The following is a 16675-nucleotide window of genomic DNA, read 5'->3' as shown; positions in this document are numbered from 1 at the left end:
ACGGCAACGCAGGTTGCCGTTTTTAGTGTTTGTTCCCTCTCTCTGCGGGTTTCAGGCAGGGCCAGACTACTTAAGCGTGCAATCGCCGCACTGCTGGACATCCGGCAGACGGTAGCGCTGACAGCAGGTACGACGCACCAGAAGTCCCTCACGCGGAACCACGGTGCGGTAAAGAGGGTTATCCCGCCCATCCGACAGCTGTCTGGCAAAGAAACAGCTCTGACGCAGCGCATCCACTTTCTCGTCGCCGAGCAGCGGCTTCATCTCCGTTAAATACCAGTGGATAAGATACCCGGTATTACTCCAGATCAGTTTGCCGTTGATCTCCCCCGTCGCTTCCAGCGCATCAATGACCGGAACCAGCGCTCTTGTAATCAACCGTTCCATACGCGCCTGCGCTGACAGGTGACTCGCGCTCGGATCTTCGTGTACATCAATCCAGAAACAGGCGGCGCGTCCGGTCTCATGGAATTCGACGTGGAAATGTTCCGACGAGAGATCGAGCATCGTTTCCTGGGTCAACAGGGCCAGCATGACAGGCGGCACCATCAGCCCGATATACCATTGTGCCCAGAGGGAAAGCAGCGGTTTATTTTCCCGCGCCAGCGTCGGTTGGTTACGATAAATATGGTCGGAATAGGTTGCCAGCAGTGACCGCAGCTCGGCAGGTCGTTGCCACTGAGTCAGCGTCAGAGCATGATGCGGCGGTGCTTCATCCAGTTTGATGAAATCCAGCAGATGGGCGCGTGTTACGGCGATTTTTTCCCGAATGGCATCCGCAAGCGTCGTTTCTCCGGCGGAGAGTGGAGCTCGCCAGAGCAGTGGCTCAACGATGTGTGCGGTACGAGTCGCCATAGTGTGGATTACAAATCTAAATGATAATGATTGCCAATCCTAACTATAGATAAAACCGAGCGCAAGCGTTTTATCCTGGCGCTGTGAAGGCGGTTTCAGGCGATATGAAGCTCGTCGCTCAGCAGAATGCTGTTGCGTCCCATATGCTTGGCTTCATAGAGGGCTTTATCGGCTTTCGCCAGTGCGCCATCAACGTCTTCACCTTCGAACATGGCTATGCCAATGCTGATGGTCACGTTAGTGGCGACGCTTTCGTTAAACATGTGGGGGATTTTGAGATCGTAAACCTTCTGACGTATGCGTTCAGCTGTCTGGCGCGCTTGCTCCAGTGGGATGTTACTTAACAGCACCATAAATTCTTCCCCGCCAAACCGGGCGACAACATCGCGTGAGCGCACGGCGTCGCGGATCGCAGCCGAGACCCTGATCAAGGCCTGATCGCCCATCATATGGCCGTAATGATCGTTGTAGGCTTTGAAATGGTCGATATCCATCAGCAGCACAAAGTGCTCGCCAGCGTCAGGCCTGGGGAGGTTCTCAAGCCGGCTTTGCAGCCCGCGACGGTTATATAGGCCGGTGAGCGGGTCCATCATGCTGAGATCGGTCAGAGTTTCACGCTCTTCGAGCAGTTCGGAAAGCAGCTCCTGGGCGAAACGGTCATTACGCCGCTGAAGAACATGATGGATACCAATGGCGACCACCGGCAGCGCGAAAAAATAGGCCATTCTCAGCCAGTTTTCGGACGGGCTAAGCCACAGGCAGGATATAAAAGCGGGAAATGAATGTAACGTAAAGGCTTTAATATTACTGGCGAAAGCCAGAGACCCTATAAAAAGCACTGTTAATAGCGCCATCATTAAATAGGTTGCGTGATCGTGCGTTATTAACAGAAATTTTGAGACGATCTGCCATGCCCATAAAAACCCAAAAATAGCTGAAACAGCAGGGATATTTATTTTTCGCGCGCTATTTTTCCAGTGCCAGATAAGTAAGCCAGTGCTGGCAGTCAATACGGCAAACAGGGGGACTGATAACACACGAACGGAATAGAGAGGGTTTGTTACCGAGAACAATGCTGATGCAGCGTTCAGAAATAAAAATAAACGTAAAGAAAGCTGATATTTCTTGTTGACTAAGGACAGCCAGGATTGTGATGTCATATGCGTGCGTTTTTATTAAAACTCAATTAAAACAATGAGCAAGGTGTTGTTATGTATTATTGGTCGCTACAAAATTGAATTTTTATTATCAGAAAAACGTTATCGGAAGTTAACAGGTGGGCAATTTATCACCTTACACATTCTCTGTCATTATGGGAAAGCAATTGCTGGCGCAATTTCTTACGTCGCATGCTGACAAGTGATAATTACTATCATATGATACTGGTTATCATTATCAGTGCGAGAGGTGAAACCATGTTGAGCAAAGCGCTGGGAAGTGGGTGGGGAATATTGCTGCCTGGTTCCATTATCGGTGGGCTGATGTTTGCCGATCTTCCCATTGATGTCTGGAAAGCAATGATTGTTTCGGGCTTGCTGGTGACATCCGCGATGATCTGGCACAAACAGTTACGGCATTACGTGCTGTTGCCATCATGCGTTGCGCTAATCAGTGGACTGCTGGTGATTCTGATGAGTTTGAAATAAAAGGGAAAAAAAAGAGGTACTGCTGAAGGGATGTAAGATAATTGGTGCGAGGGGGGGGACTTGAACCCCCACGTCCGTAAGGACACTAACACCTGAAGCTAGCGCGTCTACCAATTCCGCCACCTTCGCACAGTCATCTTACTGGTTTGATATCGCCTCGTTGGTGCGAGGGGGGGGACTCGAACCCCCACATCCTAAGGACACTAACACCTGAAGCTAGCGCGTCTACCAATTCCGCCACCTTCGCCCAGTGCGAGCAATATCAACGTGATTTATGGTGCGAGGGGGGGGACTTGAACCCCCACGTCCGTAAGGACACTAACACCTGAAGCTAGCGCGTCTACCAATTCCGCCACCTTCGCATACCATCGACACTGTAAAAGTATCGTAACCACGGAGGCGCATTCTAGATGTTTTCAGCTTTACGTCAACAGAAAATTGCGCACGTTGTTTTGATTGCTGCAAAAATGGGCGATGGCAGCGTCAGCCATCGCCGGGCAGGGGAATTACTTTTTCGCCTGGCGCGTCATCACGGTGCGATACACCTTAAAGCGGCCTGTCTGGGCGATCACTTCGTGGAAGCCGAAGGTTTCATCCAGCACTTTCGGATACGCCAGGAAGGCATTCGCCACAATACGTAGCTCACCGCCGCTGTTAAGGTGACGGGTTGCGCCACGGATCAGCGTTTGCGCCGCTTCAAGGCTGGTCTCCATCCCGTCGTGGAACGGCGGGTTAGAGATGATCATGTCAAAGCGACCGGTCACGTCGGAGAAGACGTTACTGGCAATCACTTCGCCTTCAATGCCGTTCGCAGCAAGCGTGGCGCGGCTGGCTTCTACCGCCGGGGCGCTCACGTCACACAGGGTTAAACGCACTTTTGGTGAGTGGCTGGCGAGAACCGTTGACAGCACGCCCGCGCCACAGCCGACATCCAGCACCTTGCCCTTGGTGTGCGGCGTCAGGGTGGACAGCAGCAGCTTGCTGCCCGTATCAAGCGCGTCACGGCTAAACACACCCGGCAGGGTTTTAATGGTCAGTCCGTCAAGCTGGTACTCGTCCCAGAAGGTGTTGGCATCAAAAGTGGTCTGTTTTTCCAGACGGCCATGATACAGGCCGCAGCGTCGGGCGCTGTCGATTTTCGTCAACGGCGCGTAGCCTTCGAGCATCTGCTCTGCGCTTCGCACCCCGCTGCGGTTCTCACCGACGACAAAAATATCGCAGCCGATCGGCAGCAGAGAAAGCAGGTTCATCAGCTGGAACTGGGCTTCCGGTTTGTTCTTCGGCCAGTAGTAAATGAGCGTATCGCAGTCAGCAATATCGCTCTGCTCCGCCACCAGGCTAAAGCGTGCGCGCTCGCCCATCTGGCGGCTCAGCACCTGCCAGTGGTGGTAGTATTGGGTGTGGGCACGGCTTTCAGCACAGTCGAAACGTGCGGGCAGGTCATCCTGCATATCTCCGGCAAACAGAATACGGCTTTCTTCGAAATCATCACTGTGACGCAGCAAGACTTCACTTGCCGGGGTAAATGCAGACATGAATTGTTCCTCAATAAACTCAGGCGGGGATTATAGTAGGTAGATGGCGCAGTTTCGACACATTTGCTATATTTGCGCGCCTGAGAGACAGGAGTTTTAGCTATGACATCCCGACGAGACTGGCAGTTGCAGCAGCTGGGCATCACCCAGTGGGCTTTGCGTCGCCCGACGGCGTTGCGGGGCGAAATAGCCATCTCCATCCCTGCGCATGTCCGCCTGGTGATGGTGGCAGAAGCGCCGCCTGCCCTGAACGAACCCCTGATTGAGGATGTCCTTCGCACCCTGAAGGTGACAAACGATCAGGTATTACAGCTGGCGCCCGAAAGCGTCGCGATGCTTCCCCCTGACAGCCGCTGTAACAGCTGGCGAATCGGGGCGGTGGATGAGCTACCTCTTGAAGGAAGCCAGATCAGCTCGCCAGCGCTGGACGAACTGAAAGCCAACCCAAAAGCGCGTAGCGCGCTATGGCAACAAATTTGCGAATATGAACACGATTTCTTCCCTCACGACGGCTGACCTGGCCACCGCGTTCGCGATTGAAACACGCGCCCATGCCTTTCCGTGGAGCGAAAAGACGTTTGCCAGCAATCAGGGCGAACGCTATTTAAATCTCCGCCTGGACGTTGACGGTGCGATGGCCGCGTTCGCCATCACGCAGGTCGTTCTGGACGAGGCGACGCTGTTTAATATCGCGGTCGATCCCGCTTACCAGCGCCGCGGGCTGGGCAGGGATCTGCTTGAGCACCTCATTCGTGAGCTGGAAACCCGTGACGTTTTCACCCTGTGGCTGGAGGTGCGCGCGTCCAATGTCGCCGCCATCGCGCTCTATGAAAGCTTAGGCTTCAACGAGGCGACTATCCGCCGTAACTACTACCCCACCGCAGAGGGACGTGAAGACGCCATTATCATGGCTCTGCCGATTGGATAACGAAAATAAGGTTGTAACGATGAAATGGGACTGGATTTTCTTTGATGCCGACGAAACGCTGTTTACGTTTGACTCGTTCGGCGGCCTACAGCGGATGTTTCTCGACTATAGCGTGACGTTCACCGCGGAAGATTTTCAGGACTATCAGGCGGTGAACAAGCCGCTGTGGGTGGATTACCAGAACGGAGCCATCACCGCGTTACAGCTTCAGCATCAGCGTTTTGACGTCTGGGCTGAACGGTTAAACATCAGTCCTGGGGTGCTGAACGAGGCCTTCCTGAATGCGATGGCGGATATCTGCGCGCCGCTGCCCGGCGCCGTTTCTCTGCTGGATTCGCTGAAAGGGAAGGTGAAGCTTGGGATCATCACCAACGGCTTTACCGCGCTTCAGCAGATCCGCCTTGAACGCACTGGCTTGCGCGATCATTTCGACGCGCTGGTGATCTCCGAAGAGGTAGGCGTGCCGAAGCCGGATCCGCGTATTTTCGATTATGCGCTGGCGCAAGCGGGCAATCCTGACCGCGATCGCGTGCTGATGGTGGGGGATACGGCAGAATCTGATATTCTGGGAGGTATGAGATCGGGCCTGTCGACCGTCTGGCTGAATACGCATGGCCGCACGCTGCCGGAAGGCATCGAGCCGACCTGGACCGTTACGTCATTGAACGAACTGGAGCAGCTCCTGTGTAAACAATGATTGCCTGCCCCCTGTTGATGGGTAAAATAGCCGCATTTTTCGTATTCCATGATGCGCGGCCTGCTGCCGCGCTTACCTAAGAAGAATTGATTATGACGTTGTCTCCTTATCTGCAAGAGGTGGCCAAACGCCGCACTTTTGCCATTATCTCGCACCCGGATGCCGGTAAAACGACCATCACCGAGAAGGTGTTGCTGTTCGGACAGGCGATCCAGACCGCGGGTACCGTTAAAGGCCGTGGCTCCAGCCAGCATGCTAAATCCGACTGGATGGAGATGGAAAAGCAGCGTGGTATTTCGATTACCACCTCCGTGATGCAGTTCCCGTATCATGACTGCCTGGTGAACCTGCTGGACACCCCGGGGCACGAAGACTTCTCCGAAGATACCTACCGTACCCTGACGGCGGTGGACTGCTGCCTGATGGTGATCGACGCCGCGAAAGGTGTTGAAGATCGTACCCGCAAGCTGATGGAAGTCACTCGTCTGCGCGATACGCCGATCCTCACCTTTATGAACAAACTCGACCGTGACATCCGTGATCCGATGGAGCTGATGGATGAAGTGGAAAACGAGCTGAAAATCGCCTGCGCGCCAATCACCTGGCCGATTGGCTGCGGCAAGCTGTTCAAAGGGGTTTACCACCTCTATAAAGACGAAACCTACCTGTATCAGACCGGTAAGGGCCACACCATTCAGGAAGTCCGCATCGTGAAAGGGCTGGACAACCCGGAGCTGGACGCCGCTGTCGGTGAAGAGCTGGCCGCGCAACTGCGCGATGAGCTTGAGCTGGTCAAAGGCGCCTCTCACGAGTTCGACAGAGAGCTGTTCCTGAGCGGTGACATTACCCCGGTCTTCTTCGGTACTGCACTCGGCAACTTCGGCGTTGACCATATGCTCGACGGTCTGGTTGAGTGGGCCCCGCAGCCGATGCCGCGTAAAACCGACACCCGCGAAGTAGAAGCGAAGGAAGAGAAGTTCTCCGGCTTCGTCTTTAAAATTCAGGCCAACATGGACCCGAAACACCGCGACCGCGTCGCCTTTATGCGCGTGGTTTCCGGTAAGTACGAAAAGGGCATGAAGCTGCGTCAGGTGCGTATTGGTAAAGACGTAGTGATCTCCGACGCGCTGACCTTCATGGCGGGCGACCGTTCGCACGTGGAAGAAGCCTATCCGGGTGACATCATTGGTTTACACAACCACGGTACCATTCAGATCGGCGATACCTTCACGCAGGGCGAAATGATGAAGTTCACCGGTATCCCGAACTTCGCGCCGGAACTGTTCCGCCGCATTCGCCTGCGCGATCCGCTTAAGCAGAAGCAGCTGCTGAAAGGCCTGGTCCAGCTTTCGGAAGAGGGGGCTGTACAGGTGTTCCGCCCTATCGCCAACAACGATCTGATCGTGGGCGCGGTGGGTGTGCTCCAGTTTGACGTGGTAGTTGCCCGTCTTAAGAGCGAGTACAACGTGGAAGCGATTTACGAATCGGTGAACGTGGCGACCGCGCGCTGGGTTGAATGTTCAGACGTGAAGAAATTCGAAGAGTTTAAGCGTAAGAACGAAGTTCAGCTGGCGCTGGACGGTGGCGATAATCTGACCTATATCGCCCCGACTATGGTTAACCTGAACCTGACGCAGGAACGTTATCCCGACGTTCAGTTCCGCAAAACGCGCGAGCATTAATTCCCTCACAGAGCACGGCAGCCGCCGTGCTCTTCTTTAATTCCAGTGTTATTAAACCCTTGCGGAATGTTCTTAATTCAACGTAATTTTTCGCTATTCGTTCGTTTTTTCCCCAATTCTGAATGCACCCCTCTGATTGTGATCTATATTTAACTCAGTGTTTAGCACCGGGCGTGGATGAATTAACTGTTCAATGCATGTCCACTGGTTCTCCATTTCGCCCGTGTGTTAATTCGCAATATATAAAACCAAGATTTAGGGAAGTATGTCGCCCAAATAACGGGCAAAACACAGGAATAAATCGATGAATATGACAAGACTGAAGATTTCTAAAACTCTGCTGGCTGTAACGTTGGGTAGTGTCCTGGTAAGCGGTTCTGCTCTGGCGGAATCCAGCACCATGGATAAAGCGCAAAATACCGCTAATACCGCAGGGGAAAAAATCGATAGCTCTATGAATAAAGTCGGTAATTTCATGGATGACAGCTCTATCACAGCAAAAGTGAAAGCCGCACTGGTGGATCATGAATCCATTAAGAGCACCGATATTTCTGTTAAAACCGACAACAAGGTTGTCACTCTGAGCGGTTTCGTTGAAAGCCAGACTCAGGCTGAAGAGGCCGTTAAAGTAGCGAAAGGCGTTGAGGGCGTAAGCTCTGTAAGCGACAAACTGCACGTACGTGACAGCAAAGAATCGTCGGTGAAGGGCTATGCCGGAGATGCAGCAACTACCAGCGAAATCAAAGCTAAACTGTTAGCTGACGACATCGTGCCATCCCGTATGGTGAAAGTTGAAACCACTGATGGTGTGGTCCAGCTGTCCGGTACGGTTGAGAACCAGGCACAAAGCGATCGTGCCGAGTCAATTGCGAAAGCTATTGATGGTGTGAAAAGCGTCAAAAACGATCTGAAAACGAAGTAAAGCAGTACCACTCGCCCGTCTGGCTGAAAACCGCGGGCGAAATAAAAACGACTCTGGAAAAGCCGGTGAGTGACCTGAGCGCTCACGTTTAGCGGCCGACATTAACTATGGTAAAGGAGAGGCTTATGTTTCGTTGGGGAATTATATTTCTGGTTATCGCGTTAATTGCCGCCGCATTGGGCTTTGGTGGACTGGCGGGTACCGCGGCATGGGCAGCGAAAATTGTTTTCGTCGTCGGTATTATTCTGTTCCTGGTCAGCCTGTTTACGGGTCGACGTCGCCCGTAGCAAACGCAATAGTTATTAAACAAACTCAAGCCAGTCCTCGTGACTGGCTTTTTCTCGTTTGAGAACCATCGGGAATGTGCGTTACTGTGTCTCATCAAAATAATGAAAACAGGAAGGCAGAGGTGGGGCAACGAATTCCCGTGACGCTCGGCAATATTGCGCCGCTGACGTTAAAACCGTTTCATGCAGGCCAGCTTGCGCTGGTCTGTGAAGGGGGCGGGCAGCGCGGTATTTTTACCGCCGGCGTGCTCGACGAATTTATGCGCGCGCAATTCAACCCGTTCGATCTCTACTTCGGTACCTCTGCCGGGGCGCAGAACCTCTCCGCCTATGTCTGCAACCAGCCCGGCTATGCGCGCAAAGTGATTATGCGCTACACCACCTCCAAAGAATTCTTCAATCCGGTACGCTTCGTGCGCGGCGGGAACCTGATCGATCTCGACTGGTTACTGGATGCCACCTCCAGCCAGATGCCGCTGGCCATGGATACCGCGTCACGACTGTTCGATACCGGCAAAGCGTTCTGGATGTGCGCCAGCCGTGGCGATGACTATTCACCGGGTTACTTTTCGCCGCAGAAAGAGAACTGGCTGGATATCATTCGCGCTTCCAGCGCGATCCCGGGTTTCTACCGTACCGGCGCGCTGCTGGAGGGGATAAACTATCTTGACGGCGGTATCAGCGACGCGGTGCCGGTACAGGAGGCCGCACGGCGCGGGGCGAAAACCATTGTGGTGATCCGCACGGTGCCTTCTCAGATGTATTACACCCCACAGTGGTTTAAGCGGATGGAACGCTGGCTGGGCGACAGCAGCCTGCAACCGCTGGTGAATATCGCGAAGCAGCATGAAACCACCTACGGCGCGATGCAGCGTTTTATTGAAAAACCACCGGGCAAGCTGCGCATCTTTGAAATTTACCCGCCGAAGCCGCTGCTGAGCATGGCGCTGGGCAGTCGGCTGCCTGCGTTGCGTATGGATTACAAAACGGGGCGGCTATGCGGGCGTTACTTCCTGGCGACCGTCGGGAAAATGCTGGCCGAGCAACCGCCTCTTCATAGGCATAAAAGCATCATATTGCCACCCGCTAGTGTGGCCAATGACGCGGTGGCGATGCCGCTGGTGGACGCGCCGCAGGCCAACGACGGCATACTCGATAACGAGGACCTGGCGTGACGCACTCTTTTATCGATACCCATTGCCACTTTGATTTCCCGCCGTTTAGCGGGGTGGAAACATCAAGTATTGCGCGTGCGGCTGAGGCCGGTGTGAGAGCCATTATTGTGCCCGCTATTGAAGCGGCGAGATTCGAGAAAGTCCTGGCGCTTGCCCAGGGTCACGATGCGCTGTATGCCGCGCTGGGTCTGCATCCGATCGTGATTGAGCACCATCTTGATGACCATCTCGACAGGCTGGATGCCACGCTGCAAAACGCGGATACGAAGCTGGTTGCCATCGGTGAGATCGGCCTCGATCTCTATCGTGAAGATCCGCAGTTTGAACGCCAGCAGACGATCCTGGATGCGCAGCTCCGGCTGGCAAAGCGCCACGATCTGCCGGTGATCCTCCACTCCAGGCGCACCCATGACAAACTGGCGATGCACCTGAAGCGCATCGACGTGCCGCGCAGGGGCGTGGTCCATGGTTTCGCTGGAAGCCTTCAGCAGGCGCAGCGTTTTATCGAGCTGGGCTATAAAATTGGTGTCGGTGGCACTATCACCTATCCGCGTGCCAGCAAAACCCGGGATGTGATGGCGCAGCTCCCCCTGTCTTCGCTCCTGCTGGAAACGGATGCCCCTGACATGCCGCTGAATGGTTTTCTGGGCCAGCCCAACCGTCCGGAGCAGGCGGCGCGCGTTTTTGATGTGTTGTGCGAGCTGCGTCAGGAGCCTGAAGATGTGATTGCCAGCGCGCTGCTGGAAAATACCCGCGCGGTCTTCGGCATCACGCTATAGATAAAGGGCCGGGCGGATCACCGTGATCTGCTGTCGTTCCAGGGCCTGCGCCAGCGGCTCGATGTCCTCCGGCGTGGCGCTCCGCCATCGCGCCGCCTCCCCGTAAACCCCATGGGCATGAAACGCGTTGATCCGCACCGGAACGTTCCCCAACGCGTGGATAAAAGCGGTCAGCGATGACAGATGTTGCAGATAATCACACCGATCGGGGATCACCAGCAGGCGCAGCTCCGTCAGGCGATGACGATCGGCCAGCCAGCGGATGCTCTGCTTGATCAGCGTGTTTTCGCGCCCGGTCAGAAAACGGTGATGTTCATTGCCCCAGGCTTTCAGATCCACCATCGCGCCGTCAAACACCGGTAACAGCTTTTGCCAGCCGGTTTCGCTTAACAGGCCGTTGCTGTCCACCAGGCACGTCAGATGGCGCAGGGACGGATCGGCTTTGATCGCGGTGAACAGCGCAACCACAAACGGCAGCTGCGTGGTGGCCTCACCCCCGCTGACGGTCACGCCCTCAATAAACGGCGCGGACGTGCGGATCCGTGAGAGGATCTCCTCGACGCTGTATCGCTGCGCCATCGGCGTCGCCTGCTGCTGACACAGGTGCAGGCAGGTATCGCACTGCTGACAGTGACTCTCCTGCCACCAGACGCGCCCGGCCTGAATCGTCAGCGCATCATGAGGACAGTGGGGAACACAGTCGCCGCAGTCGTTGCAGCGCCCGATGGTCCACGGGTTGTGGCAGGTTTTGCAGCGCAGGTTACAGCCCTGGAGGAACAGCGCCAGGCGGCTGCCCGGCCCGTCCACGCAGGAGAAGGGAATAACCTGACTAACTAAAGCGCATCTGCTGTTCATGGCTTATCACGCGTGGCTGACGTTCCAGAATACGGGTATTGCGCGCGGCCTCCTCGCCGAGCCAGGTGGTGTTGGTGCGCGAGCCGGCCTCCCGATATTTCTCCAGGTCGGAGAGCCGCACCATATACCCGGTGACGCGCACCAGGTCGTTTCCGGCCACATTCGCGGTGAACTCACGCATACCGGCGTTGAACGCTCCCAGGCACAGCTGCACCACCGCCTGAGGATTGCGTTTAACCGTCTCATCCAGGGTGAGAATATCGCTGATCCCCGAATGATAGTGTTTATGGTGCGGGGCTACGGCCAGCAGGTGGCTGATGAGATCTGGCTCGTCACCGTACGGCAGACGCGCCCCCGGCGTGGTGCCTGAATCAGAACTGATCCCTGACTGCGCGTGCAGCATCGCGCGGTGCTGCCAGCCGTGTTTCACCGGCGTGTTTTCAACGAACGCCGCCAGCTGTTCACTGATGCGGTAACCCAGCGCATTGGCCTGCTCGTTTTTACCGTACCGTCCCGTAATGCCTGCTTTCTCGCACAGCACGTTTACCGCTTCGGCCAGACCGTACATGCCAAACATCGGTACAAAACGATCGGCATCAATCAGCCCCTCTTTCACCAGGAAGCTATTCTCAAAGAAGCCGGATTGTTCATATAAAAAATCGCAGCGCGCATTAATGATCGCGATTTGTTGCTGGCAGTAGTGGGGAAGGGTACGGGTGAAAAAGTCTTCCGGTGAGCGGCTGTGCTCCGCAATCGCTTTCAGGTTAAGGCGCACCAGCGTGCTGCCGCCGCCCGCCAGCGGCAGGGAGTTGTAACAGCTCACCACGCCATAACGACCTTTTGTGAAAATTTTATCATTCACCGGGCCATTGGAAATATGCGGCTTACTGCACTCACAAATGTTTTTCGCCACGCTCAGCAGCAGATCGTCAGGGGTGACGTCCGGGTCGTAAATAAAGGTCAGGTTCGGCGCGACCTGCTTCAGCTCTGCGTCCGCTCGCAAAATGGCACGCGTGACGGGCGTATCCGCCGGGCCGATATTGGCATGCATAAAGGCATCGGGCAGGGTTCTGTCCAGGTAACGCCAGAAACGTTTTATTCGGCTATCGATTTCATCCTGTGTTAGAATTTTAACATATGGGTTGAGTATCTCATCGAGCTGACCCAGATAGACTGGCATCGATGTGACGGACGGAACATGGTGATAAAGGATAGTGAGCAGTGACAGGGCATCATCCAGATCTTTCGCCCCTTCCAGCTCCAGCCATTCTGAGCCGTTAGCCAGAAATTTAGCGTAGTCCGGCAGCACGTAGCGCGGTTTGTAAGGCGCATGACCTTCGAACATGTCGCAGATGTATCCCTCGTCCAGCGCGGCGCGGGCCGCCTCTGGCAGAGCGGGATAGAGCAGATTGTTCTCCGCTTCCAGCGCCAGAAAATGACGTTTTTGTTCCGGGGTTAACACCGGGCTGGTCACAATGTGCAGGCATCGTTGTTGCAGGGCGTCGGGCATGTTCAACTTCCTTGAGGGTTCTGCGGATGGTGAACGAATTGTAAGAAGCCAGCCTGCCGGGGCTTTTGATCCGACAGGGGGTATCGCTGCTTTTGTCGGCGGTTGACGCATGAAAGTTTGAAGAAGATCTCATTACAGTAATGCAAATTTGCACACAGTTTTCATTAACTGTGATGAATGTCGAAGTGTGGATGCGGGTGAATGTTAGAATACTCACAGACCCGCAAGGTAAAATTTATACGGCACTGCCGTTGGAGAATGTTATGACCGATTTAACTGCAAGCAGCCTGCGCGCGTTGAAACTGATGGACCTGACCACCCTGAATGATGACGACACCAATGAAAAAGTCATCGCCCTGTGCCATCAGGCAAAAACGCCAGTGGGTAATACCGCCGCCGTCTGTATCTACCCGCGCTTTATCCCGATTGCCCGCAAAACGCTGAAAGAACAGGGCACGCCGGACGTGCGCATTGCGACCGTGACTAACTTCCCGCACGGTAATGACGACATCGAGATCGCGCTGGCGGAAACCCGCGCGGCGATTGCGTACGGCGCAGACGAAGTTGACGTGGTTTTCCCGTACCGCGCGCTGATCGCCGGCAACGAGCAGGTCGGTTTTGACCTGGTGAAAGCCTGTAAAGACGCATGTGCGGCGGCAAACGTGCTGCTTAAAGTGATCATCGAAACCGGCGAGCTGAAAGAAGAGGCGCTGATTCGTAAAGCGTCTGAAATCTCTATCAAAGCGGGCGCGGATTTCATTAAAACCTCTACCGGTAAAGTGCCGGTCAACGCGACTCCGGAAAGCGCGCGCATCATGATGGAAGTTATCCGTGATATGGGCGTGTCCAAAACCGTTGGCTTCAAACCGGCAGGCGGCGTGCGTACCGCAGAAGACGCGCAGCAGTTCCTGGCGATTGCCGACGAGCTGTTCGGCGCCGACTGGGCGGACTCCCGCCACTACCGCTTCGGCGCGTCCAGCCTGCTGGCCAGCCTGCTGAAAGCGCTGGGTCACGGTGACGGTAAGAGCGCTAGCAGCTACTAAGTTTGAATTGCCGGGTGGCGCTACGCTAACCCGGCCTACAGGATCGTAGGGCGGGTCAACATACCCGCCGCCATTCACCCGATTCCGCATGGAGGTTACCGTGTTTCTCGCACAAGAAATTATTCGTAAAAAACGTGATGGTCATGCATTAAGCGACGAAGAGATCCGCTTCTTTATCAACGGCATTCGTGATAACACCATCTCTGAAGGGCAGATTGCGGCTCTGGCGATGACCATTTTCTTCCACGATATGTCGATGCCTGAGCGCGTGTCCCTGACCATGGCGATGCGAGATTCAGGAACCGTTCTGGACTGGAAAAGCCTCAACCTCAACGGCCCGATTGTGGACAAACACTCCACCGGCGGCGTGGGCGACGTGACCTCCCTGATGCTTGGCCCGATGGTGGCAGCCTGCGGCGGTTACATCCCGATGATTTCCGGGCGCGGCCTGGGTCATACCGGCGGTACGCTCGACAAACTGGAAGCCATTCCGGGCTTCGATATCTTCCCGGATGACAACCGCTTCCGCGACATTATTAAAGACGTTGGCGTGGCGATTATCGGCCAGACCAGCTCTCTTGCGCCAGCAGACAAGCGTTTCTACGCGACGCGTGACATTACCGCGACCGTAGACTCCATCCCGCTGATCACCGCCTCTATCCTCGCCAAAAAGCTGGCGGAAGGGCTGGACGCGCTGGTGATGGATGTGAAAGTGGGCAGCGGCGCGTTTATGCCGACCTATGAACTCTCTGAGGCGCTGGCTGAAGCGATCGTTGGCGTTTCCAACGGCGCGGGCGTGCGCACCACCGCACTGCTGACGGACATGAACCAGGTGCTGGCGTCCAGCGCCGGTAACGCTGTTGAAGTCCGCGAGGCCGTGCAGTTCCTCAAAGGCGAATACCGTAACCCGCGCCTGTTCGATGTCACCATGGCGTTGTGCGTTGAGATGCTCATCTCCGGCAAGCTGGCCAAAGACGACGCGGAAGCCCGCGCGAAGCTTCAGGCGGTGCTGGACAACGGCAAAGCGGCGGAGATCTTTGGTCGGATGGTGGCGGCGCAGAAAGGCCCGACCGACTTCGTGGAAAAATACGCGAAATACCTGCCCACCGCGATGCTCAGCAAAGCGGTCTATGCGGACAGTGAAGGCTTTGTCTCGGCTATGGATACCCGCGCGCTCGGCATGGCGGTCGTGTCTATGGGCGGCGGTCGTCGTCAGGCATCGGACACCATTGATTACAGCGTCGGCTTTACCGATATGGCCCGTCTGGGCGACAGCGTTGACGGCCAACGTCCGCTGGCGGTGATCCACGCGAAAGACGAAGCCAGCTGGCAGGACGCGGCGAAAGCGGTGAAGGCGGCAATAACTCTTGACGATAAAGCACCGGAAACCACACCGACGGTCTATCGTCGTATCACTGAATAGCGGTATACTGATCTGATCGCATTTTTATGAAGCACTAAGTACGGAGAACAATTATGAAACGTGCATTAATTATGGTGCTGGACTCATTCGGCATCGGCGCAACCGAAGATGCAGAACGTTTTGGTGACGTGGGTTCCGATACCCTGGGTCACATCGCGGAAGCCTGTGCAAAAGGCGAAGCGGACAACGGTCGTAAAGGCCCTCTGAACCTGCCAAACCTGACCCGCCTCGGGCTGGTAAAAGCGCATGAAGGTTCTACCGGTAAAATCGCAGCCGGTATGGACGGAAACGCGGAAGTGGTGGGCGCCTACGCGTGGGCGCACGAGCTCTCTTCCGGTAAAGATACGCCGTCCGGTCACTGGGAAATCGCTGGCGTGCCGGTGCTGTTTGACTGGGGTTACTTCTCCGATCACGAGAACAGCTTCCCGCAGGAGCTGCTCGATAAGCTGGTGAAGCGCGCCAACCTGCCGGGCTACCTCGGCAACTGCCACTCTTCCGGTACCGTGATTCTGGATCAGCTCGGCGAAGAGCACATGAAAACCGGCAAACCGATTTTCTATACCTCTGCTGACTCTGTATTCCAGATCGCCTGCCACGAAGAGACGTTTGGCCTGGATAAACTGTACGAGCTGTGCGAGATCGCCCGTGAAGAGCTGACCGAAGGCGGCTACAACATTGGCCGTGTTATCGCGCGTCCGTTTATCGGCGACAAAGCGGGTAACTTCCAGCGTACCGGCAACCGTCACGATCTGGCCGTGGAGCCACCGGCGCCGACCGTGCTGCAAAAACTCGTCGACGAGAAAGACGGCCAGGTCGTTTCCGTAGGTAAAATCGCGGACATCTACGCTAACTGCGGCATCACCAAAAAGGTCAAAGCGACCGGTCTGGATGCGCTGTTCGACGCCACCATCAAAGAGATGAAAGAAGCGGGCGACAAGACCATTGTCTTCACCAACTTCGTGGACTTCGACTCCTCCTGGGGTCACCGTCGCGACGTTGCCGGTTATGCCGCGGGTCTGGAGCTGTTTGACCGCCGTCTGCCAGAGCTGATGGAGCTGGTGGGGGAAGATGACATTCTGATCCTGACCGCTGACCATGGCTGTGACCCGACCTGGACCGGTACCGACCACACCCGTGAGCACATTCCGGTGCTGGTGTACGGCCCGAAAGTCAAACCGGGCTCGCTGGGTCACCGTGAAACCTTCGCGGACATCGGCCAGACGATTGCGAAATACTTTGGTACGTCTGACATGGAATATGGCAAGGCTATGTTCTAAACGGATTGGGTGAGGTCTGATGCCCTCACCCCGACCCTCTCCCACAGGGAGAGGGAGAACA

General features: G+C 55.5%; 17 protein-coding genes and 3 tRNA genes. 12 read left to right on the top strand and 8 right to left on the bottom strand.

All coding sequences use genetic code 11. The features are described from left to right. Positions 1 to 66: 66 nt before the first annotated feature. Complete coding sequence (gene fhuF / locus ACOT1A_RS08680) at positions 67 to 855, bottom strand: siderophore-iron reductase FhuF (RefSeq protein ID WP_022646974.1); 789 nt, start codon at positions 853 to 855, stop codon at positions 67 to 69. A gap of 95 nt (positions 856 to 950) precedes the next feature. Beyond that, the gene (locus ACOT1A_RS08675; RefSeq protein WP_199159480.1) at positions 951 to 2015 is read right to left on the bottom strand and encodes a GGDEF domain-containing protein; all 1065 of its coding nucleotides are present in this window, start codon (positions 2013 to 2015) and stop codon (positions 951 to 953) included. A gap of 216 nt (positions 2016 to 2231) precedes the next feature. Between ACOT1A_RS08675 and ACOT1A_RS08670 the strand changes: the two genes are divergently transcribed. Beyond that, positions 2232 to 2501, top strand: coding sequence for a DUF1435 domain-containing protein (locus tag ACOT1A_RS08670; RefSeq protein WP_026080652.1), 270 nt, complete (start codon positions 2232 to 2234; stop codon positions 2499 to 2501). A 42-nt stretch (positions 2502 to 2543) separates the two neighbouring features. Here the strand turns inward: ACOT1A_RS08670 and ACOT1A_RS08665 are convergent. The 4 genes from ACOT1A_RS08665 to rsmC all read right to left on the bottom strand — a co-directional run bounded on the left by ACOT1A_RS08665 (position 2544) and on the right by rsmC (position 4036). Continuing rightward, a tRNA-Leu gene (locus tag ACOT1A_RS08665) sits at positions 2544 to 2630 on the bottom strand. A 32-nt stretch (positions 2631 to 2662) separates the two neighbouring features. Then, positions 2663 to 2748: transfer RNA gene (locus tag ACOT1A_RS08660), tRNA-Leu, on the bottom strand. Positions 2749 to 2776: 28 nt separating this feature from the next. Further along, positions 2777 to 2863 (bottom strand) — tRNA-Leu (locus ACOT1A_RS08655). 144 nt (positions 2864 to 3007) lie between these two features. Next, complete coding sequence (gene rsmC / locus ACOT1A_RS08650) at positions 3008 to 4036, bottom strand: 16S rRNA (guanine(1207)-N(2))-methyltransferase RsmC (protein WP_023299269.1); 1029 nt, start codon at positions 4034 to 4036, stop codon at positions 3008 to 3010. A gap of 102 nt (positions 4037 to 4138) precedes the next feature. Between rsmC and ACOT1A_RS08645 the strand changes: the two genes are divergently transcribed. From ACOT1A_RS08645 to ACOT1A_RS08610, 8 genes are all read left to right on the top strand, one after another. Continuing rightward, the gene (locus ACOT1A_RS08645; protein WP_022646978.1) at positions 4139 to 4552 is read left to right on the top strand and encodes a DNA polymerase III subunit psi; all 414 of its coding nucleotides are present in this window, start codon (positions 4139 to 4141) and stop codon (positions 4550 to 4552) included. Further along, positions 4521 to 4964 carry a ribosomal protein S18-alanine N-acetyltransferase gene (gene rimI / locus ACOT1A_RS08640; RefSeq protein WP_022646979.1) on the top strand — a complete coding sequence of 148 codons (444 nt, stop codon included), beginning with the start codon at positions 4521 to 4523 and terminating at the stop codon, positions 4962 to 4964. Before ACOT1A_RS08645 ends, rimI begins: the two co-directional genes overlap by 32 nt. 19 nt (positions 4965 to 4983) lie before the next feature. After that, the gene (gene yjjG / locus ACOT1A_RS08635; protein ID WP_058645776.1) at positions 4984 to 5661 is read left to right on the top strand and encodes a pyrimidine 5'-nucleotidase; all 678 of its coding nucleotides are present in this window, start codon (positions 4984 to 4986) and stop codon (positions 5659 to 5661) included. Between the two features lie 92 nt (positions 5662 to 5753). Beyond that, complete coding sequence (prfC, locus tag ACOT1A_RS08630; protein WP_022646981.1) at positions 5754 to 7343, top strand: peptide chain release factor 3; 1590 nt, start codon at positions 5754 to 5756, stop codon at positions 7341 to 7343. A gap of 304 nt (positions 7344 to 7647) precedes the next feature. After that, positions 7648 to 8265, top strand: a complete 618-nt coding sequence (gene osmY, locus ACOT1A_RS08625; protein WP_022646982.1) for a molecular chaperone OsmY — start codon at positions 7648 to 7650, stop codon at positions 8263 to 8265. A 125-nt stretch (positions 8266 to 8390) separates the two neighbouring features. Beyond that, entirely contained in the window at positions 8391 to 8552 is a 162-nt protein-coding gene (locus ACOT1A_RS08620) for a DUF1328 domain-containing protein (protein ID WP_003856556.1), read from the top strand. 122 nt (positions 8553 to 8674) lie between these two features. Further along, positions 8675 to 9727, top strand: a complete 1053-nt coding sequence (locus tag ACOT1A_RS08615; protein WP_023299272.1) for a patatin-like phospholipase family protein — start codon at positions 8675 to 8677, stop codon at positions 9725 to 9727. Beyond that, entirely contained in the window at positions 9724 to 10506 is a 783-nt protein-coding gene (locus ACOT1A_RS08610) for a TatD family hydrolase (protein ID WP_421625514.1), read from the top strand. Before ACOT1A_RS08615 ends, ACOT1A_RS08610 begins: the two co-directional genes overlap by 4 nt. On the opposite strand, the gene ACOT1A_RS08605 is transcribed toward ACOT1A_RS08610, so the two are convergent. Beyond that, positions 10501 to 11361 (bottom strand): YjjW family glycine radical enzyme activase, encoded by an 861-nt coding sequence (locus tag ACOT1A_RS08605; protein WP_046619840.1) that lies wholly within the window; start codon positions 11359 to 11361, stop codon positions 10501 to 10503. The two genes, ACOT1A_RS08610 and ACOT1A_RS08605, sit on opposite strands and share 6 nt — an antisense overlap. After that, positions 11336 to 12871, bottom strand: a complete 1536-nt coding sequence (locus ACOT1A_RS08600) for a YjjI family glycine radical enzyme (RefSeq protein WP_105323003.1) — start codon at positions 12869 to 12871, stop codon at positions 11336 to 11338. The genes ACOT1A_RS08605 and ACOT1A_RS08600 overlap by 26 nt, the downstream gene beginning before the upstream one ends. Before the next feature lie 263 nt (positions 12872 to 13134). Here ACOT1A_RS08600 and deoC point away from each other — a divergent pair, with 263 nt between their 5' ends. The 3 genes from deoC (at position 13135) to deoB (ending at position 16614) form a co-directional block, all read left to right on the top strand. Next, the gene (gene deoC, locus ACOT1A_RS08595) at positions 13135 to 13914 is read left to right on the top strand and encodes a deoxyribose-phosphate aldolase (protein ID WP_003856543.1); all 780 of its coding nucleotides are present in this window, start codon (positions 13135 to 13137) and stop codon (positions 13912 to 13914) included. Between the two features lie 100 nt (positions 13915 to 14014). Continuing rightward, positions 14015 to 15337: a thymidine phosphorylase gene (deoA, locus tag ACOT1A_RS08590; RefSeq protein ID WP_206226953.1), complete on the top strand. Its 1323-nt coding sequence runs from the start codon at positions 14015 to 14017 to the stop codon at positions 15335 to 15337. 53 nt (positions 15338 to 15390) lie between these two features. Continuing rightward, a complete protein-coding gene (gene deoB, locus ACOT1A_RS08585) occupies positions 15391 to 16614 on the top strand; it encodes a phosphopentomutase (RefSeq protein WP_276170066.1) in 1224 nt (407 codons plus the stop codon). Positions 16615 to 16675 lie beyond the last annotated feature (61 nt).

Source organism: Enterobacter cloacae complex sp. SYL003, assembly GCF_049236925.1.
Taxonomy (GTDB): Bacteria; Pseudomonadota; Gammaproteobacteria; order Enterobacterales; family Enterobacteriaceae; genus Enterobacter; species Enterobacter intestinihominis.
Note: the sequence above shows the minus strand (reverse complement) of the source record. Positions and strands in the feature narration are given on the sequence as shown.

Bases quoted from the DNA above. Each gene is read 5' to 3' on its own strand.
- fhuF (WP_022646974.1), bottom strand. From the start codon at position 855: ATGGCGACTCGTACCGCACACATCGTTGAGCCACTGCTCTGGCGAGCT.
- ACOT1A_RS08675 (WP_199159480.1), bottom strand. From the start codon at position 2,015: ATGACATCACAATCCTGGCTGTCCTTAGTCAACAAGAAATATCAGCTT.
- ACOT1A_RS08670 (WP_026080652.1), top strand. From the start codon at position 2,232: ATGATACTGGTTATCATTATCAGTGCGAGAGGTGAAACCATGTTGAGC.
- rsmC (WP_023299269.1), bottom strand. From the start codon at position 4,036: ATGTCTGCATTTACCCCGGCAAGTGAAGTCTTGCTGCGTCACAGTGAT.
- ACOT1A_RS08645 (WP_022646978.1), top strand. From the start codon at position 4,139: ATGACATCCCGACGAGACTGGCAGTTGCAGCAGCTGGGCATCACCCAG.
- rimI (WP_022646979.1), top strand. From the start codon at position 4,521: ATGAACACGATTTCTTCCCTCACGACGGCTGACCTGGCCACCGCGTTC.
- yjjG (WP_058645776.1), top strand. From the start codon at position 4,984: ATGAAATGGGACTGGATTTTCTTTGATGCCGACGAAACGCTGTTTACG.
- prfC (WP_022646981.1), top strand. From the start codon at position 5,754: ATGACGTTGTCTCCTTATCTGCAAGAGGTGGCCAAACGCCGCACTTTT.
- osmY (WP_022646982.1), top strand. From the start codon at position 7,648: ATGAATATGACAAGACTGAAGATTTCTAAAACTCTGCTGGCTGTAACG.
- ACOT1A_RS08620 (WP_003856556.1), top strand. From the start codon at position 8,391: ATGTTTCGTTGGGGAATTATATTTCTGGTTATCGCGTTAATTGCCGCC.
- ACOT1A_RS08605 (WP_046619840.1), bottom strand. From the start codon at position 11,361: ATGAACAGCAGATGCGCTTTAGTTAGTCAGGTTATTCCCTTCTCCTGC.
- ACOT1A_RS08600 (WP_105323003.1), bottom strand. From the start codon at position 12,871: ATGCCCGACGCCCTGCAACAACGATGCCTGCACATTGTGACCAGCCCG.
- deoC (WP_003856543.1), top strand. From the start codon at position 13,135: ATGACCGATTTAACTGCAAGCAGCCTGCGCGCGTTGAAACTGATGGAC.
- deoB (WP_276170066.1), top strand. From the start codon at position 15,391: ATGAAACGTGCATTAATTATGGTGCTGGACTCATTCGGCATCGGCGCA.